This window comes from Lentzea sp. (genome assembly GCF_036380075.1).
Lineage (GTDB): Bacteria > Actinomycetota > Actinomycetes > Mycobacteriales > Pseudonocardiaceae > Lentzea.
In genome coordinates, this window is the sequence record NZ_DASVFL010000020.1 from 17,560 (window position 1) to 43,102 (window position 25,543).

A 25,543-nucleotide genomic window follows, 5' to 3' on the forward strand; every position below is an offset into this window, starting at 1 on the left:
CACGGCTCGGGGGCGGAGAAGAACGGGATCAGAACGGCAGCGTGCGGCCGAGCACGGCGAACGGGCGCGGGTCGCCGGTGAACTGGTAGTGCCGCAGCACGTCGACGAAGCCGACGCGGCGGTAGAGCTTCCACGCCTTGCTCGGCCCTTCGGGCGTGGACAGCAGCACGCGGGACGAGGGCACGTCCTCCAGCAGCCGGCGCAACAGGTCCTCGCCGAGACCGCGGCCCTGGGCGCGCGGCAGCACGTGCAGCTCGGTCAGCTCGAAGTAGTCGGTGAGCCAGTCCTCGACGACCGCCGGCGGCGAGACGACCACGAGGCCGCGGCGCACCTGCTCGTGCCACCACTGACCGGACGCGCCGCGGTAGCCGTAGCCGATGCCGACGAGCTCGTCCTGCTCCCCCAGCGCGACGACGCACCGCCAGTCCTCGCGCATCATGTGCGCGAGCCACATCGGGGCGCGCTGCTCGACGGTGCCGGGCGGGTAGTTCATCGCGGTCACGTACAGCGCGAGCGCCTCGCCGAGCCGGGCGTTCAGCTCCGCGGCGGTCATCTCGACGATGCGCTCCAGGCGCGGCGACGCCGTCATGACGACACCACCGCGACGCGGCCGCCCGTCAGCGCCACCAGGTCGGCGAACGTCGTGGGGTAGACGGCGTGCGGATGTCCCGCCGCCGCCCAGATCTCCTCGTAACCGGACAAGGTCTCGTCCACCACCGTCTCGATCGGCTCCGGGTGCCCGACCGGCGAGACCCCGCCGATCACCTGGCCCGTGTGCTCGCGCACGAACTCCGGGTCGGCGCGCTTCACCGCGTCCGCGCCCACCAGCCCGGCGACGAGCGAGGTGTCCGCGCGGTGAGCTCCCGAGGTCAGCACCAGCAGCGGGGCCGCCACGCCGTCGCGCACCGCCGCGAAGAGCAGGCTGTTGGCGATCGCGCCGACCTGCACGCCCACCGCGTCCGCGGCGGCCGACGCCGTCCGCACCGCGTCCGGCAGCACGACGATGCGCGCCGCGGTGGCCGGGGGCAGGGCATCCGCGACCTTGCGGATTCCGGGGTGTTCGAGCGAGCTCACGTAACCATCAGACCACGACTGGCGCCCAAGTGGTGGGCCGGGTTGAGGAATCCGCCGGGCGGGAGCTACGCTGGGACGGACTCGAACATTTGTTCGAGTCGCACCATGCCTCGGAGGTGGGGTGGGGGAAGCACCCCACCTCCGAGAGCCGCCGGCTTCCCCTCGGCGGAGACGTCGTTCACCGACGCCACGAGGAGGCCGAGATGACTGCCATCGACTTCCCCATCCCGTTGCCACCCGCATCCGCGCTCGCGCTGCTGCAGCAGGCACGCGACTCGCTCGCCGAGTCCGGGCGCACACCCGAGCCCCCGGAACGGTTCGCCACCGCCTACCTCGCCGCGTTGCGCGCCGCCGCCGCGGTGCTCGCGTTGCGAGGACGGCCCCACCGCGGGCGGTCGAGGCCGACCAGCGCCTGGGTGCTGCTCACCTCGATGGCCCCGGAACTGAGCGAGTGGGCCGCGTTCTTCACGTCGTGGTCGTCCACACGGGCCGCTGTGCTCGCGGGGATCACACGCCACGTCAACGCGCGCACGGCCGACGACATGGTGCGTCAGGCCGGCCTGTTCGTGACGCTCGTCGACGGCATGGTGAACGAGGCGAGGCGGTGAACTCGCTCGACGTCCTGCGCCGCGAGGCGGAACTGCTCGCCATGTCCGCGATCGGCCAGCCCCCGCACAAGGGCGTGCCCGCCTGCCCCGGCCTCAACCTCGGGGAGACGGTGCGGCACGTCGGCAGCGGCTACCGCAGAACACTGGAGTGGATCAGGCTCGGCCGCGAACCAGGGGCGGGCGAGTGGCAGGACTACCCGGAGAACGGGGAGAACACGCTCGACTTCCTGCGGTCGGGCGCGGAGGCCGTGCTCGCCGAGCTCAGCGCGCACGGCGAGGACGAGCCGTGCGCGACGTGGTGGCCCGAACAGCAGAACTACGGGTTCTGGCAGCGACGGCTCGCGCACGAGACGACGGTGCACCGCATGGACGTCCAGGGCGCGGCGGGCATGGACGTCGGCGCGGTCGACGACGAGGTCGCGGTCGACGGCGCCGACGAGGTGCTCACGTTGTGGCTCGGGCACAAGCTGGACGTGCTCGGCGTGCGGGGGTCGCGCGACAGCCTGGTCGCCATCGAGGTCGAGGACCACCTGTGGCTGACGCGCTGCGGCCCGCACGGCGCGTCGGCGTGGCGTGTCGTCGACCCCGAGGACGCCCACCGCGCCGACGCTCAGGTGACGGCGGACCCGATGACGATGTACCGCTGGCTGTGGGGACGGCTGCCCGACCGCATGGTCACCGTGATCGGTGACCACGACGCGATCGCGCAGCTGTGGGCGCTACTGCGACTCGCGACTAAGTAGGACGGACGCGGTCTCCTCGCCCGCTGCCGACAACAGCCGGTAGCGGGCGTGGCGGGCGTCGAAGTCCAGCAGCGCCACGGAGTTGCCGAAGTGCGGACCGCTGGTCTTGCGCCAGCTCAGGAGGTCCTGCGGGACGCCGACGAAGGTGGCGAGCCGGCGCAGCGCCCTGCCCACCGACCGCGACCACGACAGCCGGAACATGGGTTCCAGCACCTTCGGCGGTTCGTTGTGGACGGGCGAGCACACGAGCTGCGTGACCAGGGCCTTGGTGGGGTTGGGGAAGTCGGCCACGGCGACGTAGCTGTGGTGGACGTCGCCGGAGAGCACGCACACCGTCGAGGTGTCGGTGTTCGCGGCCTTCTCGATCATGCGGGACAGCCGGTCGAACGACTCGCGGAACGCGGGCCAGTGCTCCAGGTCGACGACCTGCCGGATCTTCTCGGCGGCCTTGCCCTGCCAGCCCGGCTTGCGCGCGCCGACCTCGTTGATGGACTGGAAGTGGCTGAGCCCGTGCGGCATCAGCCACGGCAGCGACGACCCGATCAGCAGGTGGTCGAAGTCGCCCTCGGCGTTGCGCTCGATCCACTCGAACTCGGCGTCGCTGACCATCTGCCGCTTGCCCTCCTCGAGGATGCGGCCGGAGCGCGTGTCGACCATGAGCAGCCGGGCGCGGCCGAAGTCGCGGCGGTAGCTCCACATCGTCGACTTGCCGCCGTCGGTCTCCCGGTCCGCCTCCTCGGCGAACTCGAGCAGCATCGGCAGCACGTCGGTGTCCTGCGCCATCACCTTGGCGTAGAGGGGGTCCTTGGCGAGCTCGTCCGGGCCGAGGTTGCCGAGGTGCTGGTAGACCCAGTACGACGAGAGGGCGCCGCGGATGCGGTCGCGCCACCACGGCTTCTCGGCCATCTGCCTGCGCCACACCTCGGAGGTGTTCCAGTCGTCGCGCACGTCGTGGTCGTCGAAGATCATCGACGACGGCACGACCGACAGCAGCCAGCGGATCTCCGGGTCGCCCCAGGTCTCGTGGTAGAGCCGCGCGTACTCGGAGAAGTGCACGACCTCGCCGTCGGGCTCCTTCGTGCCGTTGCGGCGCTCGCGCATCCACTCGATGGTCGCCTTCGTGGGTTCGTCGGCGTAGACCTGGTCGCCCAGCAGGATCATCGCCTGCGGCCAGTCCTGCTCCGGCGTCTTCATGAGCCGCTGCGCAAAGGCGTCGAGGGCGTCGTCGCCGACCGGTTGCGCGGGGGCGGCGCGGCACGACCCGAACGCGATCCGGCGGACCTCGCCGGTGCGGATGACGGGCTTGGGGAAGTCGCTGTCGGGCAGCGGCCACACCACCTCGTCGTCCAGCCGCACGTCGTACTCGGTGCGCGCGCCGAGTCCCCCGATCCGGACGAGCGCGTAGTGCTGCCTGCCCACCTGGAACGTCTTGGCGGTGTGCCCGACGATCTTCACTTCACAGGGAGCGTCGGTCTCGACCCACACGGTCGCCGACGTCTCGTTCACGTACCGCAGGAGAGGTCCGAGCACCAGCTTCGCCACGCGCGAGACAGTACCCTCGCACGGGTGGAAATCACGTTCGAGGCGGCAGATCCGTCCGCACTGGCCGCGTTCTGGTCCGAGTTCGCCGGGGACGAGATCGAGCTGACGTTCGTGTGGAGCGACGCCCCGAAGATCGAGAAGAACCGGGTGCACCTCGACCTGGCCTCCACCTCGCCCGAGCACCAGACCGACATCGTCGAACGCGCCCTGAAGCTCGGCGCCGAACACGCCGACATCGGCCAGCGCGACGTGCCGTGGGTGGTGCTGCGGGACCCGCAGGGCAACGAGTTCTGCGTCCTCGAACCCCGCCCCGAGTACACCGGCGTGGTCGCGGCGGTGGTCGTCGACTCACCGGACCCGCTGGCGTCGGCGCGGGCGACCGGGCACCCGGTGGCGCGCCACGGGGAGGGGTTCGCGTCGGTGCGGCCGGAGCCGGGGCCGTGGCTGGAGTTCGTGCGCAACGACGACCCGGAGCCGATCACGAACCGGGTGCGCGTCCGGTACGCCGACCCGAGCTGATATCCGATGTATCGGCTGGCCGCGGTAGTCCACGACCAGCCGATATGTCAGTCGCGCGTCACAGCGCGGCGAGGCGCTCCCGCAGCGTGTCCAGTCCCATCGAGCCCATCTCCAGGGCCTCCTTGTGGAACTGCTTGAGGTCGAAGCCGGCCCCCTTGCGGGCGCGGACGTCGTCGCGCGCCGCCAGCCACAGGCGTTCGCCGAGCTTGTACGCCGGCGCCTGGCCCGGCCAGCCGAGGTAGCGGTCGACCTCGTCGCGCGAGGCCGCCGGCTCCTGCAGCGTGCGGGTCAGCAGGAACTCCAGGCCGAGGTCCGGGGTCCAGCGCTCGCCGGGGTGGAAGCCGGTGCCGGCCGGGATCTCCAGCTCCAGGTGCATGCCGATGTCGATGATCACGCGGGCCGCGCGGAACAGGTGCGCGTCCAGCATGCCCAGCAGGTCGCCGTCGTCGTCGAGGTAGCCGAGCTCGCGCATCAGGCGTTCCGAGTACAGCGCCCAGCCCTCGCCGTGACCCGACACCCAGCACAGCAGGCGCTGGAAGTCGTTCAGGGTCTGCGACTGGTAGACCGCCGTCGCGCACTGGAGGTGGTGGCCCGGCACGCCCTCGTGGTAGACGGTCGAGGTCTCGCGCCACGTCGGGAACACGGCCTTGCCCTCGGCGATCGACCACCACATGCGGCCGGGGCGGGAGAAGTCCGCGGTCGGCGGCGTGTAGTAGGCGCCGACGCCGCCTCCGGGCGGGGCGATGCGGCACTCGAGGTTCATCAGGGCGTCGGGGATGTCGAAGTGCACGTCGCGCACGTCGAGCAGGGCCTTGTCGGACAGCTCCTGCATCCACGCCTGCAGGCCGTCCTGGCCGTGCACCTGGTAGCGGGGGTGCTCGTCGAGGTACGCCGCGGTCTCCGCGAGCGTCGCGCCCGGCTTGAGGCGGGCCGCGACCTCCTTCATCTCCGCCTCGAGGCCGAGGAACTCCTGCCAGCCCCACTCGTAGGCCTCGGCCAGGTCGAGCTTCGAGCCGGTGAAGTAGCGCGAACCGAGGCGGTAGCGCTCCTCTCCGACGGCGTCCTTCTCCGGGGCGAGCGGCGCCAGCGACGTGCGCAGGAAGGACGCGAAGTCCGCGTAGGCGGCGGAGGCGGCCGCGGCGCCGGAGTCCAGCGAGGACCGCAGCGAGCCGTCGACCTCGGCCGAGGCGACGAACGAGGTGAAGAACGTCGACGACCAGGTGTCGCACTGCGCGGCCACCTTGGTCACCTGGCGCAGCGCGGACACGGTGCCGCGGGAGGCGGCGTGCGAGAGAGACGCGCGCAGGCCGTCGAGGGCGGCGGGCACCTCAGCAAGGCGGCGGCCGATCGTGGCCCACTGCTCCGGGGTGTCCGTCGGCATCTGGTCGAAGACGTCGCGCACGGACTGGATGGGGCTCGCGATGACGTTCAACGAGGACTCGGTCACACCGGCCTCGTAGAGCTCGTGCTCCAGGCCCGTCCGTTCCAGGAAGACGGCGCGCGCCGCCTCTTCGGACGCATCCGCGGGCTGGGCGGCGGTGACGTCGGCGAGCGCGCGGACGGCGAGTTCGTCGCGCGCCGCGTGTCCTTCCGGCGAGAGGTCCGTCAGCTGGTCGTCGAAGCCCGCGAAGCCCAGGTTGGTGGCCGTGACCGGGTCCAACGCGACGTAGTCGCTGACGTACTTGTTGCTGATGTCGTGCACGGATGCCATGCGCCGAGACGCTACCTCCCGCCCATGCCCGCCAAAAGGTAGTTAGTCAAGCTCACGACCAAAGGAGGGGACTGCGTCGTCCGGACCGTGCTGGCAGGATGTCCGGGTGCGTCGTTCCCGGGCACTGCTGCTGCCGGTCTTCTTGCTGCTCACCCTGTTCTCGCTGAGTGGATGCGTCCGCGTCTACGCGGCCATGGCCGTCTCGGAGGACGACCGGATCTCCGGCGAGATCGTCGCGGCCACCCCTCCCACGCAGGACAACGATCCCGGCCCGCAGCTCAAGGTGCCGCCGGAGCTCGCGGGCCGCGTAACCACCCAGCAGTACCGGGTGGAGTCCTACGCGGGCACGCAGCTGTTCTTCAACGGCCTGTCGTTCGACGAGATGCGGACGCTGTCGGCGACGACCAGCTCGTCGAACAGCCGCTACAGCCTGAACTTCCGCCGGTCGGGTGATCTTGTCACGCTGTCGGGGTCGGTCGACCTGACCCAGGTGCCCGTCGAGCGGGCCGACATCCAGGTCAAGGTGAGCTTCCCCGGCAAGATCGTGAACACCAACGGCCGCGAGGAGGAGAACAACACGATCGCGTGGTCTCCGAAGCCCGGTCAGGCGTCGATGCTCCAGGCGACCGTGCAGTACGCGGGCGAGAACTCGAACTCGTTCCTCGGCTGGGCGCTGCTCGTCGCGGGACTCACCGGCGGTGCCGCGCTGATCGTCGTCGTGCTCGCGCTCATCGCGCACAAGCGCAGCGCGGTCGTCTAGCGCGGGTCAGGCGCGGGTGACCAGGCCCAGCCGCCCCAGCACCTCGCGCGTCGCCTTGGCCCTGTTCATCGTGTAGAAGTGCAGCGCGGGCACGCCCTCGTCGAGCAGCCGCTGGCACATCTCGGTCGCGATGTCGATGCCGGTCGCGCGGAACCCCGCGACGTCGTCGGCGTACGGCTCCAGCCTCCGCGAGACGTCGAGCGGCAGGTCGGCGCCGGACAGCTCCACGATCTTGGACAGGCCGCGCGGCGACAGCATCGGCATGATGCCCGGCAGGATCGCGGCCGGGCAGCCCGCGTCCGCCACCCGGTCGCGCAGCCGCAGGAACGGCTCCGGCGCGTGGAAGAGCTGGGCCACCGCGTAGTCCGCGCCCGCGTTCAGCTTCCGCAGCAGGAACCTCAGGTCGGTGTCGAGGTCGGCCGAGCGCGGGTGCCCGTACGGGAACGCCGCCACGCCCACGCAGAAGTCGCCGAGCTCGCGCACGAGCGACACCAGCTCGTCGGCGTAGTTGAGGCCCTCGGGGTGCGCGACCCACTCGCCCATCGGGTCGCCGGGAGGGTCGCCGCGCAGCGCGAGGACGTTGCGCACGCCGATCGCCGCGTACCAGCCGATGACGTTGCGCAGCTCGGCCACCGAGTGGTCGACGGCGGTCAGGTGCGCGACGGGCAGCAGCGTCGTCTCCTGCGCGATGCGGCCGGTGGCGCGGATCGTGCGGTCGCGGCGGGACCCGCCCGCGCCGTAGGTGATCGACACGAACGCCGGGTCGAGACCCTCCAGCTCCCGGACGGCCTTCCAGAGGACCTTCTCGTCCTCGGCGTCCCGAGGCGGCAGGAACTCCACCGAGAACTTGGGTGACTCCCCCTGGAGCCGCTCCACCACCGACGTCATGCCCCAACCCTAGTGGTACTTCCGGAGAGTGAGACACCCGCTCACCATGTGGTACGCGGCCCCGACATGCGCGTGGTGCCCGACACAGCGGACCATGGACGTGTGTCCTACCACCCCGTCGACGTGTCACTGCCCCAGCACGTCGAAGCAGCGTTGACCACGTACCTGGCCTCCCGGCGCGCGTCCGGCGAGGCGATGGACCCGAGCTTCGCGAGCGCCGTCGACGCGCTCTCGGACTTCGTGCTGGGCGGCGGCAAGCGCATCCGCCCGACCTACGCGTGGTGGGGCTGGCGCGCCGCCGGCGGCGACCCCGACGGCGAGCTCGCGGACGAGGTGCTCACGGCGGTCAGCTCGCTGGAGCTCATCCAGGCGTGCGCGCTGATCCACGACGACCTGATGGACGCCTCCTCGGTGCGCCGGGGCAAGCCGACCGTCCACATCGCGTTCGGCGCGCGGCACCGCGAGCGGGGCTGGCTCGGCTCGGCGGAGCGGTTCGGCATGTCGGCGGCCGTGCTGATCGGCGACATCGCCCTGGCGTGGGCGGACGACATGCTGTTCGCCGCCGGGCTGCCGTCCGACGTGCTGCGCCGGATGAGCGAGCCGTGGCGGGACATGCGCACCGAGATGCTCGCCGGCCAGTACCTGGACGTGCTCACGCAGGCCACGGGCGACTCGTCCCCGGACGCGGCGCTGCGCATCGACCGGCTCAAGACCGCCGCGTACACCGTCGAGCGGCCGCTGCACATGGGAGCGGCGATGGCCGGCGCCTCACCCGAGCTGATCGACGGGCTGCGGGCGTTCGGCGCGGACATCGGCGTCGCGTTCCAGCTGCGCGACGACCTGCTCGGCGTGTTCGGCGACCCCGAGGTCACCGGCAAGCCCGCGGGCGACGACCTCTCCGAGGGCAAGCGGACGCTGCTCGTCGCGCTCGGCATGCAGTTCGGCGCCGATATATTGGATATCACCCTCGGCCGGCCGGACCTCGACCTCGACACCGTCGAGGAGGTCCGCCGCACGCTCGTGAAGGTCGGCGCCGTCGACGCCGTCGAGGAACGCATCGAGGAGCTGACCAAGAGCGCGCTGGCGGCGCTCGACGCGGCACCCGTGGCCGAGCCCGCCGCCGAGGAGCTCGCGAGCCTCGCGATCAGCTCGACGAGGCGGACCTTCTGACGCCGGGGCGCGACCAAGATCGGCTCCGCTTCCTGAGAGTTCATTAACACCTCGTTGCCGGTGGGCCCCGTTGCTTGCTGACGCCTGTTCGCCTTGTGCAACGATGTTCGGGCGATGGCAGCAACTCCGTCCCTCCCCCGCACGAGCTCCGAGGTGTCTCCGCAGGAGCTTCATCAAGTCGTGCGCGCGAACACCTACGCCATCCCCATCCGCACGACCATGCTCGGCCTGCTGGGCGTGGCGCTGATCGCGCTGGGCGGCATGGGCGCGGGCGCGATCCTCGAGCGCGACCCGCTGCTCGCCCAGGTGGGGCTGAGCTGGCTGCGCTACGGCCACGGCCGCGACCTCGCGAGCATGGTGCTGTACCTGGGGCTCGGCCTCGTCATCTGGGCGTGGGTGCGCCTGGGCCGGCTCGTGCGGTGGGGTGAGATCGGCGACTTCGCCGTGCTGGTCGCGGTGACGGTGTGGACGTTGCCGCTGCTCTTCGCACCGCCGCTGTTCAGCAAGGACATCTACAGCTACCTGGCGCAGGGGCAGCTCGCGCTGAGCGGCTACGACCCGTACGAGGTCGGGCCCGCCGTGCTGCAGAGCACGCTCAGCGAGAACGTCAGCTGGGTCTGGCAGCACACGCCCGCGCCGTACGGGCCGCTGTTCATCCTGGTCGCGAAGGCGATCGTGTGGGTGACGGACGCGAGCGTCATCCTCGGCGTCGTCGCCATGCGCTTCTCGCTCGCCGGCGGCCTGGTGCTGCTGTGCTGGGCGCTGCCGGGCCTGAGCAGGCACCTGGGCGGCCGGTCGGCCATCGCGCTGTGGCTGGTGGCGGCGAACCCGCTGCTGCTGATCCACCTCGTCGGCGGCGCGCACAACGACCTGCTGATGATCGGGCTGATGGCCGCCGGCGTGCTGCTGGTGCTCGACCGCTGGCACGTCCTCGGCTTCGTGCTGCTCGCCCTCGCGTTCTCGGTGAAGGCGACGGCGGTCGTGATCGCGCCGTTCCTCATCTGGATCTGGGCGGCGCGGCTCGACGGCGACAAGCGCGCCCAGTTCCGCAAGGCCCTGGTGCCCGGCCTGGTCGCGTTCGTCGGAACGTTCGCGGCGTGCACAGCCCTCGCCGGGGTGACGCTGGGCTGGATCCCGGCCCTGCGCAGCTCGTCGATGATCATCAACTGGCTGTCGCTGCCGAGCGCGGTCGGCGACTTCGCGCGCATGGTCGTCAACTGGTTCGTCTACGTCGACGGCGGCATCTTCATCGGCATCGCGCGGGGCATCGGCTCGGTCGTGCTGATCTGGATCGCGTACACGCAGTGGTGGGCGGCGCGCGACGGCGAGGTCCGCGACAGCATCAGGCGCGGCACGCTGACGATGCTGGCCGTCGCCCTGCTCTCCCCCGCGACGCTGCCGTGGTACTTCAGCTGGCCGCTGGCGCTCGCCGCCGGGTTCGCGTGGAGCACGGCCGCGCTCGTCACGGTGACGGTCGCGTCGGTGTTCCTGATGCTCGTGACGTTCCCGAACGGCGACACGGCGCTCTACTCGTGGGGTTATCTGTTCTTCGCCCTGGTGGTGTCGGGGCTCGCGGCGCGGTCGCTGGTGAAGCCGGACCCATTCGGCTTGTCCACCCGCTACGAGTGAGGCACGTCCCGTGAACGTGGGCGCCGCCTACGACGCCTGCCGCCGGGTGACCGCGCGCTACGGCAGGACGTTCTTCCTCGCCACGACGCTGCTGGGCGCCCTCGGCGCGCGCTCATATGCGATATATCAGTCGGCGGAGCCCGGTGTCGCGATGCTGTGGCGGCGGGTGGCGGTGTCCAGGGCACGACGGGTCGCCGTGGCAGTGCCCGGCGCCGGCCGGGCACTGCTCGCGCGGGCGATGACGAGATGAGGCCGGGCTTAGCGGCGTCAGACCACGAGCACGCCGACGATGTTCGACGTCGCGGACGTGTACACGTTCGTCCCGGGGAAGAAGAGGCGCAGGTCGGCGGACGCGTCGATGGTGAGTCGCGCGGTGAAGGTGGCGTTCGGCTGGCAGTTCGCGGTGTAGATGTTCGTCCACACCGAGGCACCCACCCTGACCTGGGCGAACACGTCGAGGCCGAGGGTCAGCTCCCGGTCGCCCCTGGCGCCGAGCTTGCCCTTGACCTGGAGCTTGTTGCCCTTCTTCAGCTTGACCTTCGCGCCGCCGGCGTCCAGTTCCAGCGTGGTGGGCTTCGCCTGGACGGCGGGGGCGGCGGTGGCGACGGCCGGCGAGAGCAGCAGACCGGCGGTGGCGAGAACAGCGAGCAGAGTCTTGGTCATGCCCACCAGCTCAGGGGTTCCAGACGCCTCCCGCCTGGGGAAACGCCTGAAACCGCTGCTTCGGGTGAACTAGAATCCCATGGCCTGCGCGCGGCGCTTTACCTCACGCCCACGGTCTCCGCGCAATGCTTCGATCGGAGTGCCGGGGAGGCTGTCGTCCTCCGTGAAGAGCCAGCGCAGGATCTCGTCCGTGGAGTAGTTCTGGTCGCGCAGCACCGTGATGGTGCCGGGCAGGCCCTTCACCACGCCACCGGCGGCGAGGAACGCTTCGGGAACGACGAGGACGCCTTTTCGCCGCTCGGCGAGCAGCTGCCCGTCGCGCAGCATCTGGTGGACCCGGCTGACCGGCAGTCCCATTCGGTCGGCCACCTCGGGGAGGTCGAGAACCTCCAGGTCGGCAGCCAGTACATCCGCAGCGGCAGGAATCGCACTCACGGGGGTCACGATGCCATAACCGAACTGGGAACGCCCTTCCGCCAACCGGGTCATCCTGAGCTTTACCATCTCGCACTGTGGAGAGGTCGGTTTCGAACGTGATGGGTGGACTGCTCGAGCAGCGCTACCGGGTGGACTCCGTGCTCGCGCGCGGTGGCATGTCCACCGTCTATCGAGGTCGCGACACCCGCCTCGATCGCGATGTGGCCGTCAAGGTGATGGATCCGCACCTGACGGCGGACCCGGCGTTCGTCGCGCGGTTCGAACGCGAGGCGCGGGCGGCGGCCCAGTTGCACCACCCGGCCGTGGTGTCCGTGCACGACCAGGGCGTCGACGGTGACCAGGTGTACCTGGTGATGGAGCTGATCGACGGCGGAAACCTCCGCGACCTGCTGAACCAGCGCGGAAAGCTGGCTCCCGCCGTCGCGTTGAGCGTCCTCGGGCCGGTGCTGTCGGCGTTGGGCGCCGCGCACCGCGCCGGACTGGTGCACCGCGACGTGAAGCCGGAGAACGTGCTGATCGGACCGGGTGGCCAGGTCAAGGTGGCGGACTTCGGGCTGGCCCGCGCGGTCGCCGTGAACGGCGTCACGAGCGACAGCGAGATCCTCGGCACCGTCGCCTACATGTCACCCGAACAGGTGGAGACGGGTGCGGCGGACGCGCGCAGTGACGTCTACTCGGCCGGCATCGTGCTGTACGAGATGCTGGCCGGCAAGGCGCCCTACCGCGGCGAGACGCCCATCTCGGTGGCCTACCAGCACGTGAGCTCGGACGTCCCGTCGATCCCCGAGATCCCGCTGGCGCTCGACACGCTGGTGCGCAAGGCGACGCGGCGCGACCCGGCGCTGCGGCCCGCGAACGCCGAGGTGTTCCTGTCCGAGCTGGAGCGCGTCGGCGCGGAGCTGGGACTGACGCCGCAGCCGGTGCCCGTTCCCGGCACGGCGCCCGAGAACGACAGGACCGTGGTCATGCGGCCGGTTCCCGTCTCGGTCGGCGCCACTCCCCCGTCGGCCGCCGAGGCGACCAGGCCCGTCGTGCAGAAGCCGCCGCTGAGCCCGGCGATGACGACCGTGCACACCGGCCCGCCGACGCCGCCTCCCGGCATCGCGGGCACCCGCACGATGGCGCGCCCGGAGCAGCCGCGCCGCAAGCCCCCGCAGAGCCGGCCGCAGCGCAAGCCGAAGGTCGACCCCGCCGAGGAGGAGCGCAAGCGCAGGAAGAAGATGCTCATCATCGGCGGCTCGGTCGTCGGCGGGCTCGCGGTGATCATCGGCCTGTACTCGTGGCTGCTCGGCACCGGCCGCTACACGACGGTGCCCGAGATCGTCGGGCAGTCCGAGCAGAACGCCGTGCGGCTCGTCCAGACCGCCGACCTGACGGCGCTGGTCGAGAAGGTGCCCTCGGACGAGGTGCCGCTCGGCCAGGTCATCCGCTCCGAGCCCGGTCAGGCCACGGAGCTGCTCAAGAACGAGTCCGTGAAGATCATCGTGTCCCGCGGCAAGCCCGTGGTGCCCTTCGTCAACGTGGGCTCCGAGGTCGACGCCGCCACCAAGGAGATCGAGGCTGCGGGCCTGAAGGCGGCCAAGGACCCCGCGAAGGACGCGTTCCACGACACGGTGCCGATCGGCAAGGTCGTGGCGCTCGACCCGCGGCCCGGTACGGCGCTCAAGATCAACGAGCCGGTGACCCTCGTGCTCAGCAAGGGCCCCGCGCCGCGCACGCCGGTGCCGAACGTCGCGGGCAAGACGAAGGCCGAGGCGTTCGCGGAGCTGCAGCGCGCCGGGATCGAGGCGGTCGAGGCCGGCGGCGACGACGCGGCCGAGAACGACCAGTCGCGCGTCGTGCGGACGGACCCGCCCGCGGGCACGGTGCTGGAGGGCACGGGCGCCAAGCGCGTCACCGTGTTCTTCCAGAACGACCGGGAGATCGAGGTGCCGGACGTCTCGCGCAAGAAGGTGCGCGAGGCCAAGGAGGAGCTCGAACGGGCTGGGTTCAAGGTGAAGGTCGAGTTCAACAAGAGCGGCAACGCGACCGTCGTGAACCAGTCGATCCCCCCGCGCACGCGGGTGAAGAAGGGGACCGAGATCACCATCTTCGGTCTCTGACCGCGACGAAGTGAAGGGCCCCGCGTTCCCGACGCGGGGCCCTTCGTCCTTCAGCTGTTCTTCAGCGACTACGAGCGCAGCATCTCGGCGACGAGGAACGCGAGCTCGAGCGACTGCTGCGTGTTCAGGCGCGGGTCGCACGCCGTCTCGTAGCGGCCGGCGAGGTCGTCGTCGGAGATCTCCTGGGCGCCGCCGAGGCACTCGGTGACGTCCTCGCCCGTGAGCTCGATGTGGATGCCGCCGGGGTGCGTGCCGAGGCGGCGGTGCACCTCGAAGAAGCCCTGGACCTCGTCGACGATCCGGTCGAAGTGCCGGGTCTTGTAACCGGTCGACGACTCGTGCGTGTTGCCGTGCATCGGGTCGCACTGCCAGATGACCTTGTGGCCGCTGGCCTCGACCTTCTCGACGATGGCGGGCAGCACGTCGCGCACCTTCTGGTTGCCCATGCGCGAGATGAGCGTCAGGCGGCCGGGTCGGTTGTGCGGGTCGAGGCGCTCGACGTACTCGACGGCCATCTCGGGCGTCGTCGTCGGACCGATCTTGAGACCGATCGGGTTCGACAGCATCTCGGCGAACGCGATGTGCGCGCCGTCGAGCTGGCGGGTGCGCTCACCGATCCACACGAAGTGCGACGACAGGTCGTACAACCGCGGCTCGTCGCCCGTCGTGTCGAGGCGCAGCAGCGCGCGCTCGTAGTCGAGCAGCAGCGCCTCGTGCGAGGCGAAGATCTCCGTGCCGTGCAGCGACTGGTCGTTCACGCCGCAGGCCGACATGAACTTCAGGCCGCGGTCGATCTCGCCGGCCAGGGCCTCGTAGCGCTCGCCCGCGGGCGAGGTGCGCACGAAGTCGCGGTTCCAGTCGTGCACGCGGTGCAGGTCCGCCAGCCCGGCGCCGGTGAGCGCGCGCAGCAGGTTCATGGCCGCGCCGGCGTTGGCGTAGGCGCGGATCATGCGACCGGGATCGGCGACGCGGGCTTCCGGCGTCGCGACCAGGGAGTTGATGATGTCGCCGCGGTAGGACGGCAGGCCGAGGGCGTCGATGCCCGACGAACGCGGCTTGGCGTACTGGCCGGCGATGCGCCCGACCTTCACCACCGGAAGACTCGCGCCGTAGGTCAGCACCACGGCCATCTGCAGCAGGGTCCGGATGTTCGCGCGGATGTGCGGCTCGGTGTTGTCGGCGAACGTCTCCGCGCAGTCACCGCCCTGCAGGAGAAATGCCTCACCGTTCGCGACCTGCGCCAGTTGCGTGTGCAGCCGGTCGATCTCGGCGGGCACGGTGATCGGCGGCACGCTCTCCAGCACGGCCCGCACGCGACGCGCCAGATCGGCGTCGGGCCACTCCGGCTGCTGGGCGGCCGGGCGCGACAGGGCGTCGTCCAGGCGCTTGCGCATCTCGGGAGGCAGCGGCGGAAGCTCGGGAAGCGTGTCGATGGGCACGTCCACGGTCCAGTTCACGCTGCTCAGCTTAGTTGTTCCACACTGAGAGACCCGCCCGCCCCTGTCAGCTCTCCCGCACCGCTCCCGTGGCGTGTTTCCGGTCGTCGGGCGGGTGAGGTCTGTTACTTGTCAACAGCCGCCCACTGCCCTGCCGAGACGTCGCCCTGCATGATGTGGGCCATGAACGCCACCCGATTGGATGACAGCACCGCGACCCGGCTGTTGGGCATCGCGATCGAGAACATCCAACGCGACCACCCGGTGCACTGGACGCACGTCATCGACGGCGACCACCGGCTCGTGCCGCAGCGCGTGCTGCACCCCGTGTTCGCCGGGTCGTTCGACTGGCACTCCTGCGTGCACCAGACGTGGCTCGCCGTGCGGCTGCTGCGCCTGCGGCCGGACCTGCGGGGAGCCGACGCGGCCCGTGATGCCCTCGACAAGCTGGTCACGCCGGAGAACTGCGCCGTCGAGGCCGAGTTCTTCGCCTCGCCGGCCGGACGCTACTGGGAGCGGCCCTACGGCTGGGCGTGGCTGCTGCTGCTCGACGCGGAGCTGCGCACCTCCGGCCTGCCGTGGTCGGTGGAGCCGATCGCGGACGTGCTGCGCAACCGGTGGCTGGAGTGGGTCTCCGAGGCGCGGCTGCCGATCAGGACCGGCACGCACGGCAACACCGCCTTCGCGACGGCTCTGGTGCACGACGCGGCACTGGCGACCGGCGACGAGGAGATCGTGTCGGCGTGCGTCGCGGCGGCGCTGCGGTGGCACCGGGACGAGGCCGGGTACGGCGGGTTCGAGCCGGACGCCGCCGACTTCCTGTCCCCCGCGCTGACGACGGCCGACCTGATGCGCCGCGCCCTGCCGCCCGCCGAGTTCGCCGACTGGTTCGACGCCTACCTGCCGGAGCTGGAGTCGGACCGGTGGCGCGTGCTGCGCGAGCCGTTCCCGGTCGACGACCCCGCCGACCCGTACGGCTCGCACCTGGCGGGGCTCGCCCTGTCGCGCGCCTGGAACTGGGAGGCGATCGCGGAGTCGCTGCCGCCGGACCACCGGTACATCCCGCTCGCGCGGACGGCCTCCGCCGCGCACCGCGAGGCCGGGTGGGCCTACGTGTTCGGCGGGCACGGGTACATGGCCGACCACTGGCTCGGCACCTTCGGCGCCTACCTGGACGCGAAGGCGTTCTGAGCAACGACGGCGGCAGCTGATATATCGGATATCAGCTGCCGGCCGTCAGGGCTGCTCGACGAATCAACGTCAGCGCGATCCCCGTCGCTGCCGCATGCACCGACGCGGCGTGCGTGCGGGGGTCGAACCGCGTGGTCGGCCCCGCAACGCTGACCGCGGCGACGACGGCGCCGTCACCGTCCAGCACCGGCGACGCCACGCAGGCGAGGCCGATCCGGGACTCCTCGAACTCGTAGGCCACGCCGGTCTGCCGGATCGTGCCGAGCTGGCGGCGGAGCATCCCCGGCGTCACGACCGTGCGGGGTGTGCGGCGGGCCAGCGGCGCGGTGAGCACCTCGGTGCGCAGGGCCGGGGTCGCGTGGGCCAGCAGCGCCTTGCCGATCGCGGTGGCGTGCAGGGGCATGCGGCCGCCCAGGCGGGACGGGGACGACGCCTGGCGGTGGCCGCCGATCTTGGCGGCGTAGACGACCTCGTGGCCTTCCAGCAGGCCGAGGTGGACCGTCTCGTGGGTGCGTTCGTAGAGGTCTTCCAGGTACGGGGTGGAGACCTCGACCAGGCGGCGCTCGACCGAGGCGCGCATGCCGAGCTGGAACAGGTGACCGCCCAGGCGGTAGCCGCGCGTGCCGCGGTCGAGCAGGCGGACGTCCAGCAGGTCGCCCAGCAGGCGGTGCAGCGTCGCCTTGGCCAGGCCGGTGCGGCGGCCCAGGTCCGCGAAGCCGAGCTCGTCGTCGTCGGGGCCGAAGGCGTTCAGGACCAGCATCACCTTGCCCAGCAGGGTGTTCGGCACCTCCGTCATCACCCGATGGTGCCATCGGGTTCCGCTCAGCGGAACTCCGGAGTCCACAACGAACCCGTGCCACGGCCACGATGTGCGGCATGGACGAAGTCGAACTGGCAGCGGAGCGCCTGGCCACGGCGGCGCGCACCAAGGTCACCTGTGCGCCCGTGCGGGACCTCGTGGGCGAGGACGAGGCCTACGCGGTGCAGAGCCGCAACATCAAGGCGCGCATCGCCGCCGGGGCGCGCGTCATCGGGCGCAAGATCGGACTCACCTCCCCGGCGGTGCGCCGGCAGCTGGGCGTGGACCAGCCGGACTTCGGCGTGCTGCTCGACGACATGGCGTTCGAGGACGGCGCCACCCTGCCGACGGGCCGGCTGCTGCAACCGCGGGTCGAGGCCGAGGTGGCGTTCGTGCTGGGCGCGGACCTCACGACCGGGCCGTTCGACGAGCAGACCGCCGGTCAGGCGGTCGCGTACGCGCAGGCGTCGCTGGAGATCGTGGACAGCCGCATCGCGAAGTGGGACATCACCTTCACCGACACGGTGGCGGACAACGCCTCGGCGGGGTTGTTCGTGCTCGGCACGGAGCAGACCAAGCTCGCGGACGTGGTGACGCGGGACGTGTCGATGACGCTGAGCCTCAACGGCGAGCAGCGCTCGGCCGGCACCGGCGCCGACTGCCTGGGCGACCCGCTCACCGCCCTCGCGTGGCTCGCGACGACGGCCGTCGAGCTCGGCGACCCGTTGCGGGCGGGGGACGTCGTGCTCAGCGGTGCGCTCGGGCCCGTCGTCCCGGTCGCCGCGGACGACGAGGTCGAAGCCACCATCACCGGTCTCGGCACGGTGCGGGCTGCGTTCGGGAGGCAGTCGTGACGAAGGTCGCGGTTATCGGGTCGGGCAACATCGGCACCGACCTCGTCGTCAAGGTGCTCAGGCGGTCCACGACGCTGGAGGTCGCCGCGCTGGTGGGCATCGACCCCGCGTCGGACGGTCTCGCCAGGGCCACGAGGCTCGGCGTTCCCACGACGGCGCAAGGGGTCCGGGGGCTCGTCGAGATGCCCGGCTTCGACGACGTCGAGATCGTCTTCGACGCCACCTCGGCCGGCGCGCACCTGAAGAACGCCGAAGTCCTGGCGCAGCACGGGAAACGGGTCATCGACCTCACCCCGGCGGCGATCGGGCCGATGGTGGTGCCGACGGTCAACCTGCACGAGCACCTCGACGCCGGGAACGTCAACATGGTCACGTGCGGCGGTCAGGCCACGATCCCGGTCGTCGCCGCGATCGGCCGGGTCACGCCCGTGCCGTACGCGGAGATCGTCGCCTCCATCGCGTCGAGGTCGGCCGGTCCCGGCACCCGCGCGAACATCGACGAGTTCACCGAGACGACCGCGCACGCCATCGAGAAGGTGGGCGGCGCGAGACGCGGCAAGGCCGTCATCGTGCTCAACCCCGCCGACCCGCCGATCACCATGCGCGACACCGTGCTCGCGCTCGTCGACGCACCGGATCCCGAGACGCACCAGCACATCCGCGAGTCCGTGGAGCGGATGGTCGGCGAGGTGGCCGGGTACGTCCCCGGCTACCGCCTCAAGCAGCAGGTGCAGATCACCCCGGTCACCCAGCCGGACACCCTCACGACCGATCCCGTGACGCACCAGGTCACCGTGCTGCTCGAAGTCGAGGGAGCGGCCGACTACCTGCCGGCGTACGCGGGCAACCTGGACATCATGACCAGCGCGGCACTGCGCGTCGCGGAGACGATGGCGGAAGCGGTGGTGCGGGCATGAGGATCTACCTCCAAGACGTGACCCTCAGGGACGGCATGCACGCCCTGCGGCACCGCATCACGCCCCGGAAGATCGCCGAGATCGCCAGGGCACTCGACGCGGCGGGAGTCGACGCCGTCGAGGTCGCGCACGGCGACGGGCTCAGCGGCGGGTCTCTCGTCTACGGCCCCGGCAGCCACACCGACTGGGACTGGATCGCCGCGGCCGCCGAAGCGTTGACCAGCGCCAGGCTCACCACGTTGCTGCTGCCCGGCATCGGCACCCTCCACGACCTGAGGCGCGCCCACGACCTCGGTGTCACGTCGGTCCGGATCGCCACGCACTGCACCGAGGCCGACATCGCCGCCCAGCACGTCGAAGGCGCCCGCGAGCTCGGCATGGACGTGTCCGGGTTCCTGATGATGAGCCACCTCGCGGAGCCGCGAGAGCTGGCGCGCCAAGCGAAACTGATGGAGTCCTACGGCGCGCACTGCGTCTACGTCACGGACTCCGGCGGCCGCCTGCTCCCCCGCGACGTCCGCGACCGCGTCCGCGCCTACCGCGACGTCCTCGACCAAGACACCGAAATCGGCATCCACGCCCACGAGAACCTCTCGCTGTCGGTGGCGAACTCGCTCACCGCCGTCGAGGAAGGCGCCACACGGGTCGACGCGTCATTGGCCGGACTCGGCGCGGGCGCGGGCAACTGCCCGATCGAACCGTTCGTGGCCGTCGCGAACCTTCAGGGCTGGCAGCACAAAGCCGACCTGTTCGCCCTTCAGGACGCCGCCGACGACCTCGTCCGACCGCTGATGGAACGCCCGGTGCGCGTCGACCGCGAAAGCCTCACCCTCGGCTACGCGGGCGTCTACGGCTCGTTCCTGCGCCACGCCGAGACCGCGTCCGAACGCACCGGCGCCGACGTCCGGGAGCTCCTGCTGGAGGCCGGACGCCGGCGGCTCGTGGGCGGCCAGGAGGACATGCTCACCGACATCGCCCTGGACCTCACGCGCTAGACCGGGAACGTGGTCCCGATGCCCATGCCGGTGATCCACTCGGGCACCGGTTCGTAGCTCGTCCACACCAGGGGCAGGCCGACGGCGACCTGCCCGACGAGCCAGCAGCGGATCTCGTGCCCGCCGCTGCCGGCGTGGTCCTCCAGCGCCTCGTGCCCGATCCCCGCGACCTCACCCGCCGACCCCTCCACCAGCCGGTCGAGGAACCACCGGTCCCACACCGCGTTCACCTTCGCGTCGGGGTTGCCGCCCATCGCCCGCACCCGCGGTTCGCGCGCCGCGGCGAACTCGTGGACGTGGGAACGGCCCCGGATCAACGACTCGCGCCGCTCCCCCACCACCGACGGGTCGCGCGGGTCGTTGGACGGCAGCCAGTGCGACAGCCCGCCGCTGGCGACGACGAGAACCCGTCCGGGGAACGCCGACGACCGCAACGCCGCCCCCAGCGCCCGTCCCAGCTCCACGCACCGGTCGAGCGACGGCAGCGGCGGCGCGGCCGTGTTGACCACCAGCGGCACCAACGGGAGGGTGGTGCCGCCGGTGATCATCTCGTAGCTCTGCACGATGCCGTGGTCGACCGTCAGCGAGTACGACAGCGACACGTCGAACCCGGCGTCGGCGAGCCCGCTCTGCGCCGACCACGCCAGCGTCCGCTCGACCGGCAACGGCCCCGAGCTGCTGCCGAAGTCGCCGAACCCCACCGCTTCCTCGACGCCGAGCACGAACGGCGGCATCACGTCGTAGAAGTTGGCGTGGAAGTGGTCGGGGCCGATGACGACGATGGCGTCCGGCGCCAGCTCGTCCACGGCGACGCGCACGCGGTCGGCGTCGCGCAGGAACACCGAGCCGGGGCCGTTCCCGTCGGGCGGCAGCAGCGTCGCGAACGGGCTGTGCGACATGCCGGCGAAACCGATGATCTCGGCCATCAGGACGGATCCTTTCCGTGCAACAGCCACGTGCGGTGCGTGTCGAGGAACTCGGAGACCTTCTCCCACTGCGGCCAGTGCCCGGCGTCGTCGATGACGTGCAACCGCGCGTCCGGCAGCCATCCGAGCAACATGTCGGCCTCGTCCAGGCCGCCCGTCGGGTCGTGGCTGGTCCACAGCAACAACGTCGGTGCCGCGATCTTCCCGACCCACGCGGGGTCCCACGCGAAGTCCTTGCGCACCACGGGGTCCTGCAACACCAGCGTGTTCGTGATCGCCTGCACGAACCCCGGCCGCGAGTAGACCTGGCGACGCAGGTCCACCAGCTCGTCGGTGACCATCTCCTTGTGGTGGAACAGGAACTCCACCCGCCGCCGCACGGTCTCCTCGCTCGGGTCGAGCACCGCGGCCATCGTGCTGTCCCGCATGCGGCGCATGACCTCGGGCTTGTTCGCGATGTTGCCGGGCGTGTTCAGCACCAGCCGGTCGACGCGCTCGGGGAAGTGCGCCGCGACCCACGCGACGACCCAGCCGCCCAGCGACTCACCGGACAGGTGGGCTCGGTCGACGTCCAACGCGTCCAGCAGCCCGACGAGGTGCTCGGACAGCACGTCGATCGTGTAGGGCAGGTCCGGCAGGTCCGACCAGCCGTGGCCGATCATGTCGTAGGCGGTGACGTGGAAGTCCTCCGCCAGTCCCGCGATGTCGCGCGCGTACGCCTCCAGGTGGCCGCCGGTGCCGTGCAGCAGCACGAGCTCCGGTCCGGCGCCCGCCTGCAGGACCCTGGTGCGCACGGTGTGGCCGCGCACGGGGACGTCGACGTGCCGCACGACGTGGTCCACATGCGACAGTTCGCCCCAGATGCTGACGTGGTCGGGAATCACTGGTCCTCCCCGGAGGTGTCGAAACGGGCGCGGGCCTCGTCGAAGGTCGCGAGTCCTGCGCTCTGCCTGCGCGCGAGCCCGAAGAGGGCGAGCAGCCGGGAGTTCTCGATGGTGAGGAACTCGACCGGCGCCGAGGTGGAGTCGTTGTAGTGGCGGTGCCAGGTCCACGGCGGCGTGTAGACGAACGAGCCGGTGGTCCACGTGACCGTCTCGAACTTCTCCGGTTCGGCGTCCTGGATCTCGCTGTGCCCGTCGCCGGAGATCACGAAGTGCACGGTCTCGTGGTGGTGCCGTTGCATGTCGGAGCTCTCGCCCGGCAGGATGACCTGCCGGAACAGCTCGAACGTCGACGTGGGCAGCTTGCCCGCGATCCGCAGCGTCGTCGGGTTCGGCACCGCGCCCGGCGGGATCGTCTCCAGCTCGTCGTCGTGCACGACCAGCGGACGGCCGCCGTCCGGCCGCACCGCGTGCGCGAGCGCCCCGAGGAAGTCGGTCAGGGCGAAGTCGGGTCCTGAGGTGGCCAATGCTGTCCCCTTCAGAGTGAGAACTCGGTGCGGCCGCCGTCGACGGTCAGCACGGTGCCGTTGACGTACGAGGCCTGTGGTGACGCCAAGAAGGCCACCGCGGCGGCGATCTCGGCGGGATCCGCCGCACGCGACGCCGGGATGTCGGCGAGGTCGTGCGCGGCGGCGGTGCCGAGGTCCACGCCCGCCGCCTCCGCCCGGCGGCGCAGCACCTCCCGCCGCCGGGGCGTCAGAGTCGCGCCGGGAGCGACGCAGTTGACCGTGACGCCCTGCGCCGCGAACTCGCGGGACACGAGCTTGGCCGCCGACGTCACGGCCGCGCGCAGCACCGTGGAGGACGCGAGACCGGGCTGCGGCTGCCGCACCGCGGTCGACGTGATCAGCACGGCCCGGCCGAACCCGCGCGCCGCCATCGGCGGCAACGCTTCGCGCAGCAACGCGAGCGGGCCGAGCAGCAGCAGGTCGAGGTCGCGGTGCCACTGTGCGTCCGGCACCGCGAAGATCTCCCCCGGCGACGGCCCACCGGCGTTCACGACGAGCACGTCGAGCGTCCCGTGCCGGTCGACGACCTCGTCGACGACCGCGGCGGCCTCAGCGGGGTCGGCGAGGTCGCAGACGACGTGGTCCGCGCCGAGCGCCGCGCCGGTCTCCTCCAGCGTCGACTCCGTGCGGCCCGCCAGCACGACGCGGTGCCCGCTCGCGAGGAGCGCCGCGGCCGTCGCCGCCCCGATTCCGCCGGCGCCGCCCCCGACGAGCGCGACCCGCGTGGTGTTTGCGTCCATGGGCTCCTACAGTCGCCGTGTGGAAGTGGGTGACCAAGGATGAGTCCCAGTCACCGGGACTCGCAGCCGGGCGAGCCGAGCGGTTCACTCGAACGCGCGGCGGCGATCCTCGACGCGTTCGACGCGGGCCACCGCGAGCTGGGCCTCGCGGAGCTGGTGCGCCGGTCCGGCCTGCCGCGCTCGACGGTGCACCGCACGGCGGCGCGCATGATCGACCTGGGCTGGCTCGACAAACCCGGCGACCGCTACCGGATCAGCACCGGCCTGTTCAAGCTGTCCGGCCTGGTGCCGGTGCGGCACGAGCTGCGCGAGGCCGTGCTGCCGTTCCTGCAGGACCTCTACGCCGCCGCCCGCGTCACGGTCCAGCTCGGTGTCCTCGACGGCACGCACGTGCTGGTCGTCGAGAAGATCACCGGGCACCAGCCGATGCCGATGCTGTCGCAGGTCGGCGGCGTCATCCCGGCGCACTGCTCCGGACTGGGCCGGGCGATCCTCGCCTACTCCGACGCGTCCACAGTGGACGCCGTGATCGCCGCGGGGATGGAACGCCGCACCCCGCGCACCATCACGAGTCCCACGGCGTTGCGGCGCGAGCTCGCCGCGATCCCGGACCGGGGCTGGGCCTACGACAAGGAGGAGGGCAACGTCGGCATCAGCTGCATCGCGGCCCCGATCTTCACCGCGACCGGCGAGCCCGCCGCGGCGTTGTCGGTGACCGGCCCGAGCGCGGCCGTGCGGCCGGACCGCATCGGCCCCGCGGTGCGGATGGCGGCGGCCGCGGCGAGCCGGGCGTACTCGACGCGCCGGTGGGAGTCCCACTAGCCGGGACTCCCGGTTGGTCGCGACCGCGCCCCCGCTCCACAGTGTGGGCCGTCACATCCTCACCGAGGAGGAGCAGGATGCGAGTCGCGATCATCGGCGCCGGAGTCGCCGGCCTCACCACCGCGAAGGTGCTGCTGCAGGCAGGGCACGAGGTCGAGGTGTTCGACCGGACACCGGACGTCGGCGGCGTGTGGAGCCGCACCCGGCGCTATCCCGGGCTCACCACGCAGAGCCCGAAGGCGCAGTACTCGTTCTCCGACTTCCCGATGCCGAAGGACCTGCCCGAGTGGCCCACCGGTGCGCAGGTGCAGGCCTACCTGAAGGCGTACGCGTGGCACTTCGGCGTGGACGCGTGCCTGCGCCTGGAGACCACGGTGACGTCGGTCGTGCCCTCCGGCGACGGGTGGGACCTGACCACGCACACCGGCACGACCTACCGCTACGACCGGGTCGTCGTGGCCAACGGGGTGTTCTGCGAACCCGCGGTGCCGGCGTTCCCCGGCCGTGACGAGTTCGAGGCGGCCGGTGGGCGGGTGCTCGCGGGCACCGAGTTCCACGACGCCGAGGAGGCCCGCGACAAGCACGTCCTGGTCGTCGGCTACGGCAAGTCGGCCTGCGACGTGACGGTGCCGATCAGCAAGGTCGCCGCGAGCGCCGACGTCATCGCGCGCCAGCTGCTGTGGAAGGTGCCGCGCAAGATCGCCGGCGTCGTCAACTTCAAGATGCTGCTGCTGACCCGCATGGGCGAGGCGCTCTTCCGCTACCGGTTCCTGCGCGGGGCCGAGAAGTTCCTGCACGGCCCCGCGAACGGGGCGCGGCGCTCGATGCTCAACTCGCTCGGCTCGGTGTCGGTCAAGCAGTTCGGCCTGGCGCAGCACGACCTCGTGCCGTCCGGGCGGATGGAGGACATCGTCAAGGGCGCGATCGGCCTCGCCACCGAGGGGTTCTTCGAGGGCGTCGCGGACGGCTCGATCCGCGTGCACCGCGACAGGACCATCGCCCGGCTCAAGTCCGGCGGCGCCGTGCTGTCCGACGGCTCGGTGCTGCCCGCGGACCTCGTCGTCTGCGCGACCGGGTTCACGCAGGGCGTGCCGTTCCTGCCCGACGCCGTGCAGCGGCGGTTGTTCGACGAACGCGGCAACTTCGCGCTGTACCGGCAGATCCAGCCGATCGGTGTGCCCGGCCTGTACTTCAACGGCTACAACTCGTCGTTCTTCAGCCCGCTCAACGCCGAGATGGCCGCGCTGTGGATCACCGCCGACCTCGCGGGAGCGCTCTCGCTGCCGGACGACGCGGCCCGGCGGGCGGACGTGACCGCGCAGCTCGCGTTCATGGACGAGGCGACGGGTACGCACCACTGCCGCGGCACCAAGATCATCCCGTTCTCGCTGCACAACGCCGACGAGGTGCTCTCGGACCTCGGCCTGCAGATCGGCCGTGCGGCCCGCGCGACGCACTGGCTCAACCCCGTCGCGCCCTCCGCGTACCGCAAGGTGACGCCCCAGCTGCTCGCCCGGCTCGAGGCCCGCGCGGCCGAGCCGGCGGCCGAGTCGAAATGAGGTTGGA

Annotated in this window: 27 protein-coding genes; 14 read left to right on the forward strand and 13 right to left on the reverse strand. The window is 71.4% G+C overall.

Features of this window, described 5'->3' with window-relative positions:
• Nucleotides 1–28 precede the first annotated feature (28 nt).
• Both VF330_RS01670 and VF330_RS01675 read right to left on the reverse strand, forming a co-directional pair.
• Nucleotides 29–589 (reverse strand): GNAT family N-acetyltransferase, encoded by a 561-nt coding sequence (locus tag VF330_RS01670; RefSeq protein ID WP_330849664.1) that lies wholly within the window; start codon nt 587–589, stop codon nt 29–31.
• Complete coding sequence (locus tag VF330_RS01675) at nt 586–1,074, reverse strand: YbaK/EbsC family protein (RefSeq protein ID WP_330849665.1); 489 nt, start codon at nt 1,072–1,074, stop codon at nt 586–588. Before VF330_RS01675 ends, VF330_RS01670 begins: the two co-directional genes overlap by 4 nt.
• A gap of 203 nt (nt 1,075–1,277) precedes the next feature.
• Between VF330_RS01675 and VF330_RS01680 the strand changes: the two genes are divergently transcribed.
• Together VF330_RS01680 and VF330_RS01685 are read left to right on the forward strand one after the other, a co-directional pair.
• Nucleotides 1,278–1,682, forward strand: coding sequence for an SAV_6107 family HEPN domain-containing protein (locus VF330_RS01680; RefSeq protein WP_330849666.1), 405 nt, complete (start codon nt 1,278–1,280; stop codon nt 1,680–1,682).
• Nucleotides 1,679–2,425: a maleylpyruvate isomerase N-terminal domain-containing protein gene (locus VF330_RS01685; RefSeq protein ID WP_330849667.1), complete on the forward strand. Its 747-nt coding sequence runs from the start codon at nt 1,679–1,681 to the stop codon at nt 2,423–2,425. The genes VF330_RS01680 and VF330_RS01685 overlap by 4 nt, the downstream gene beginning before the upstream one ends.
• Here VF330_RS01685 and VF330_RS01690 read toward each other — a convergent pair.
• Nucleotides 2,402–3,967, reverse strand: a complete 1,566-nt coding sequence (locus VF330_RS01690; RefSeq protein WP_330849668.1) for an alkaline phosphatase D family protein — start codon at nt 3,965–3,967, stop codon at nt 2,402–2,404. The two genes, VF330_RS01685 and VF330_RS01690, sit on opposite strands and share 24 nt — an antisense overlap.
• 24 nt (nt 3,968–3,991) lie before the next feature.
• Here VF330_RS01690 and VF330_RS01695 point away from each other — a divergent pair, with 24 nt between their 5' ends.
• Complete coding sequence (locus tag VF330_RS01695; protein ID WP_330849669.1) at nt 3,992–4,486, forward strand: VOC family protein; 495 nt, start codon at nt 3,992–3,994, stop codon at nt 4,484–4,486.
• 58 nt (nt 4,487–4,544) lie between these two features.
• On the opposite strand, the gene VF330_RS01700 is transcribed toward VF330_RS01695, so the two are convergent.
• Nucleotides 4,545–6,197 carry a DUF885 domain-containing protein gene (locus VF330_RS01700; RefSeq protein ID WP_330849670.1) on the reverse strand — a complete coding sequence of 551 codons (1,653 nt, stop codon included), beginning with the start codon at nt 6,195–6,197 and terminating at the stop codon, nt 4,545–4,547.
• Nucleotides 6,198–6,303: 106 nt separating this feature from the next.
• On the opposite strand from VF330_RS01700, the gene VF330_RS01705 reads away from it, so the two are divergent.
• Entirely contained in the window at nt 6,304–6,957 is a 654-nt protein-coding gene (locus VF330_RS01705; RefSeq protein ID WP_330849671.1) for a DUF3153 domain-containing protein, read from the forward strand.
• A 6-nt stretch (nt 6,958–6,963) separates the two neighbouring features.
• Here VF330_RS01705 and metF read toward each other — a convergent pair whose 3' ends face one another.
• Nucleotides 6,964–7,845, reverse strand: coding sequence for a methylenetetrahydrofolate reductase [NAD(P)H] (metF, locus tag VF330_RS01710; protein WP_330849672.1), 882 nt, complete (start codon nt 7,843–7,845; stop codon nt 6,964–6,966).
• 102 nt (nt 7,846–7,947) lie between these two features.
• Here metF and VF330_RS01715 point away from each other — a divergent pair, with 102 nt between their 5' ends.
• The 3 genes from VF330_RS01715 (at nt 7,948) to VF330_RS01725 (ending at nt 10,894) form a co-directional block, all read left to right on the forward strand.
• Nucleotides 7,948–9,015 (forward strand): polyprenyl synthetase family protein, encoded by a 1,068-nt coding sequence (locus VF330_RS01715; protein ID WP_330849673.1) that lies wholly within the window; start codon nt 7,948–7,950, stop codon nt 9,013–9,015.
• Between the two features lie 180 nt (nt 9,016–9,195).
• Nucleotides 9,196–10,644, forward strand: a complete 1,449-nt coding sequence (mptB, locus tag VF330_RS01720) for a polyprenol phosphomannose-dependent alpha 1,6 mannosyltransferase MptB (RefSeq protein ID WP_330849674.1) — start codon at nt 9,196–9,198, stop codon at nt 10,642–10,644.
• A gap of 10 nt (nt 10,645–10,654) precedes the next feature.
• Entirely contained in the window at nt 10,655–10,894 is a 240-nt protein-coding gene (locus VF330_RS01725; protein WP_330849675.1) for a hypothetical protein, read from the forward strand.
• Between the two features lie 17 nt (nt 10,895–10,911).
• On the opposite strand, the gene VF330_RS01730 is transcribed toward VF330_RS01725, so the two are convergent.
• Together VF330_RS01730 and VF330_RS01735 are read right to left on the reverse strand one after the other, a co-directional pair.
• Nucleotides 10,912–11,307, reverse strand: a complete 396-nt coding sequence (locus tag VF330_RS01730; protein ID WP_330849676.1) for a hypothetical protein — start codon at nt 11,305–11,307, stop codon at nt 10,912–10,914.
• 69 nt (nt 11,308–11,376) lie between these two features.
• Nucleotides 11,377–11,742 (reverse strand): Rv2175c family DNA-binding protein, encoded by a 366-nt coding sequence (locus tag VF330_RS01735; protein ID WP_330849790.1) that lies wholly within the window; start codon nt 11,740–11,742, stop codon nt 11,377–11,379.
• A 77-nt stretch (nt 11,743–11,819) separates the two neighbouring features.
• Between VF330_RS01735 and pknB the strand changes: the two genes are divergently transcribed.
• Complete coding sequence (pknB, locus tag VF330_RS01740; protein WP_330849677.1) at nt 11,820–13,847, forward strand: Stk1 family PASTA domain-containing Ser/Thr kinase; 2,028 nt, start codon at nt 11,820–11,822, stop codon at nt 13,845–13,847.
• A gap of 68 nt (nt 13,848–13,915) precedes the next feature.
• Here the strand turns inward: pknB and VF330_RS01745 are convergent, their stop codons facing one another.
• Nucleotides 13,916–15,304 carry a class II 3-deoxy-7-phosphoheptulonate synthase gene (locus VF330_RS01745; protein ID WP_330849678.1) on the reverse strand — a complete coding sequence of 463 codons (1,389 nt, stop codon included), beginning with the start codon at nt 15,302–15,304 and terminating at the stop codon, nt 13,916–13,918.
• Nucleotides 15,305–15,466: 162 nt separating this feature from the next.
• On the opposite strand from VF330_RS01745, the gene VF330_RS01750 reads away from it, so the two are divergent.
• A complete protein-coding gene (locus VF330_RS01750; protein ID WP_330849679.1) occupies nt 15,467–16,474 on the forward strand; it encodes a DUF2891 domain-containing protein in 1,008 nt (335 codons plus the stop codon).
• A 31-nt stretch (nt 16,475–16,505) separates the two neighbouring features.
• Here VF330_RS01750 and VF330_RS01755 read toward each other — a convergent pair whose 3' ends face one another.
• Nucleotides 16,506–17,270 carry an IclR family transcriptional regulator gene (locus VF330_RS01755; protein ID WP_330849680.1) on the reverse strand — a complete coding sequence of 255 codons (765 nt, stop codon included), beginning with the start codon at nt 17,268–17,270 and terminating at the stop codon, nt 16,506–16,508.
• Between the two features lie 80 nt (nt 17,271–17,350).
• Between VF330_RS01755 and VF330_RS01760 the strand changes: the two genes are divergently transcribed.
• The 3 genes from VF330_RS01760 to dmpG are packed head-to-tail and all read left to right on the forward strand — an operon-like array spanning nt 17,351 to nt 20,039.
• The gene (locus VF330_RS01760; RefSeq protein ID WP_330849681.1) at nt 17,351–18,127 is read left to right on the forward strand and encodes a 2-keto-4-pentenoate hydratase; all 777 of its coding nucleotides are present in this window, start codon (nt 17,351–17,353) and stop codon (nt 18,125–18,127) included.
• The gene (locus VF330_RS01765) at nt 18,124–19,044 is read left to right on the forward strand and encodes an acetaldehyde dehydrogenase (acetylating) (RefSeq protein ID WP_330849682.1); all 921 of its coding nucleotides are present in this window, start codon (nt 18,124–18,126) and stop codon (nt 19,042–19,044) included. Before VF330_RS01760 ends, VF330_RS01765 begins: the two co-directional genes overlap by 4 nt.
• A complete protein-coding gene (gene dmpG / locus VF330_RS01770; protein ID WP_330849683.1) occupies nt 19,041–20,039 on the forward strand; it encodes a 4-hydroxy-2-oxovalerate aldolase in 999 nt (332 codons plus the stop codon). The genes VF330_RS01765 and dmpG overlap by 4 nt, the downstream gene beginning before the upstream one ends.
• Here dmpG and VF330_RS01775 read toward each other — a convergent pair.
• Genes VF330_RS01775 through VF330_RS01790 form a run of 4 tightly spaced genes read right to left on the reverse strand, consistent with a single transcriptional unit; the run spans nt 20,036 to nt 23,155 of the window.
• Nucleotides 20,036–20,965, reverse strand: a complete 930-nt coding sequence (locus VF330_RS01775; RefSeq protein ID WP_330849684.1) for a 2,3-dihydroxyphenylpropionate 1,2-dioxygenase — start codon at nt 20,963–20,965, stop codon at nt 20,036–20,038. The two genes, dmpG and VF330_RS01775, sit on opposite strands and share 4 nt — an antisense overlap.
• Nucleotides 20,965–21,849: an alpha/beta fold hydrolase gene (locus tag VF330_RS01780; RefSeq protein ID WP_330849685.1), complete on the reverse strand. Its 885-nt coding sequence runs from the start codon at nt 21,847–21,849 to the stop codon at nt 20,965–20,967. Before VF330_RS01780 ends, VF330_RS01775 begins: the two co-directional genes overlap by 1 nt.
• The gene (locus tag VF330_RS01785) at nt 21,846–22,373 is read right to left on the reverse strand and encodes a cupin domain-containing protein (RefSeq protein ID WP_330849686.1); all 528 of its coding nucleotides are present in this window, start codon (nt 22,371–22,373) and stop codon (nt 21,846–21,848) included. Before VF330_RS01785 ends, VF330_RS01780 begins: the two co-directional genes overlap by 4 nt.
• An 11-nt stretch (nt 22,374–22,384) precedes the next feature.
• On the reverse strand, nt 22,385–23,155 hold the full coding sequence (locus VF330_RS01790; protein ID WP_330849687.1) for an SDR family oxidoreductase: 771 nt from the start codon (nt 23,153–23,155) through the stop codon (nt 22,385–22,387).
• 39 nt (nt 23,156–23,194) lie between these two features.
• Between VF330_RS01790 and VF330_RS01795 the strand changes: the two genes are divergently transcribed.
• On the forward strand, nt 23,195–23,977 hold the full coding sequence (locus VF330_RS01795) for an IclR family transcriptional regulator (RefSeq protein WP_330849688.1): 783 nt from the start codon (nt 23,195–23,197) through the stop codon (nt 23,975–23,977).
• Between the two features lie 77 nt (nt 23,978–24,054).
• Entirely contained in the window at nt 24,055–25,536 is a 1,482-nt protein-coding gene (locus VF330_RS01800) for an NAD(P)/FAD-dependent oxidoreductase (RefSeq protein WP_330849689.1), read from the forward strand.
• Nucleotides 25,537–25,543 lie beyond the last annotated feature (7 nt).

What these genes read in the sequence shown, in the direction of transcription:
- VF330_RS01750 (WP_330849679.1), top strand. Translation starts at nt 15,467, where the DNA reads ATGAACGCCACCCGATTGGATGACAGCACCGCGACCCGGCTGTTGGGC.
- metF (WP_330849672.1), bottom strand. Translation starts at nt 7,845, where the DNA reads ATGACGTCGGTGGTGGAGCGGCTCCAGGGGGAGTCACCCAAGTTCTCG.
- VF330_RS01700 (WP_330849670.1), bottom strand. Translation starts at nt 6,197, where the DNA reads ATGGCATCCGTGCACGACATCAGCAACAAGTACGTCAGCGACTACGTC.
- VF330_RS01760 (WP_330849681.1), top strand. Translation starts at nt 17,351, where the DNA reads ATGGACGAAGTCGAACTGGCAGCGGAGCGCCTGGCCACGGCGGCGCGC.
- VF330_RS01795 (WP_330849688.1), top strand. Translation starts at nt 23,195, where the DNA reads ATGAGTCCCAGTCACCGGGACTCGCAGCCGGGCGAGCCGAGCGGTTCA.
- VF330_RS01800 (WP_330849689.1), top strand. Translation starts at nt 24,055, where the DNA reads ATGCGAGTCGCGATCATCGGCGCCGGAGTCGCCGGCCTCACCACCGCG.
- VF330_RS01670 (WP_330849664.1), bottom strand. Translation starts at nt 589, where the DNA reads ATGACGGCGTCGCCGCGCCTGGAGCGCATCGTCGAGATGACCGCCGCG.
- VF330_RS01730 (WP_330849676.1), bottom strand. Translation starts at nt 11,307, where the DNA reads ATGACCAAGACTCTGCTCGCTGTTCTCGCCACCGCCGGTCTGCTGCTC.
- VF330_RS01775 (WP_330849684.1), bottom strand. Translation starts at nt 20,965, where the DNA reads ATGGCCGAGATCATCGGTTTCGCCGGCATGTCGCACAGCCCGTTCGCG.
- VF330_RS01680 (WP_330849666.1), top strand. Translation starts at nt 1,278, where the DNA reads ATGACTGCCATCGACTTCCCCATCCCGTTGCCACCCGCATCCGCGCTC.
- dmpG (WP_330849683.1), top strand. Translation starts at nt 19,041, where the DNA reads ATGAGGATCTACCTCCAAGACGTGACCCTCAGGGACGGCATGCACGCC.
- VF330_RS01790 (WP_330849687.1), bottom strand. Translation starts at nt 23,155, where the DNA reads ATGGACGCAAACACCACGCGGGTCGCGCTCGTCGGGGGCGGCGCCGGC.
- VF330_RS01755 (WP_330849680.1), bottom strand. Translation starts at nt 17,270, where the DNA reads ATGACGGAGGTGCCGAACACCCTGCTGGGCAAGGTGATGCTGGTCCTG.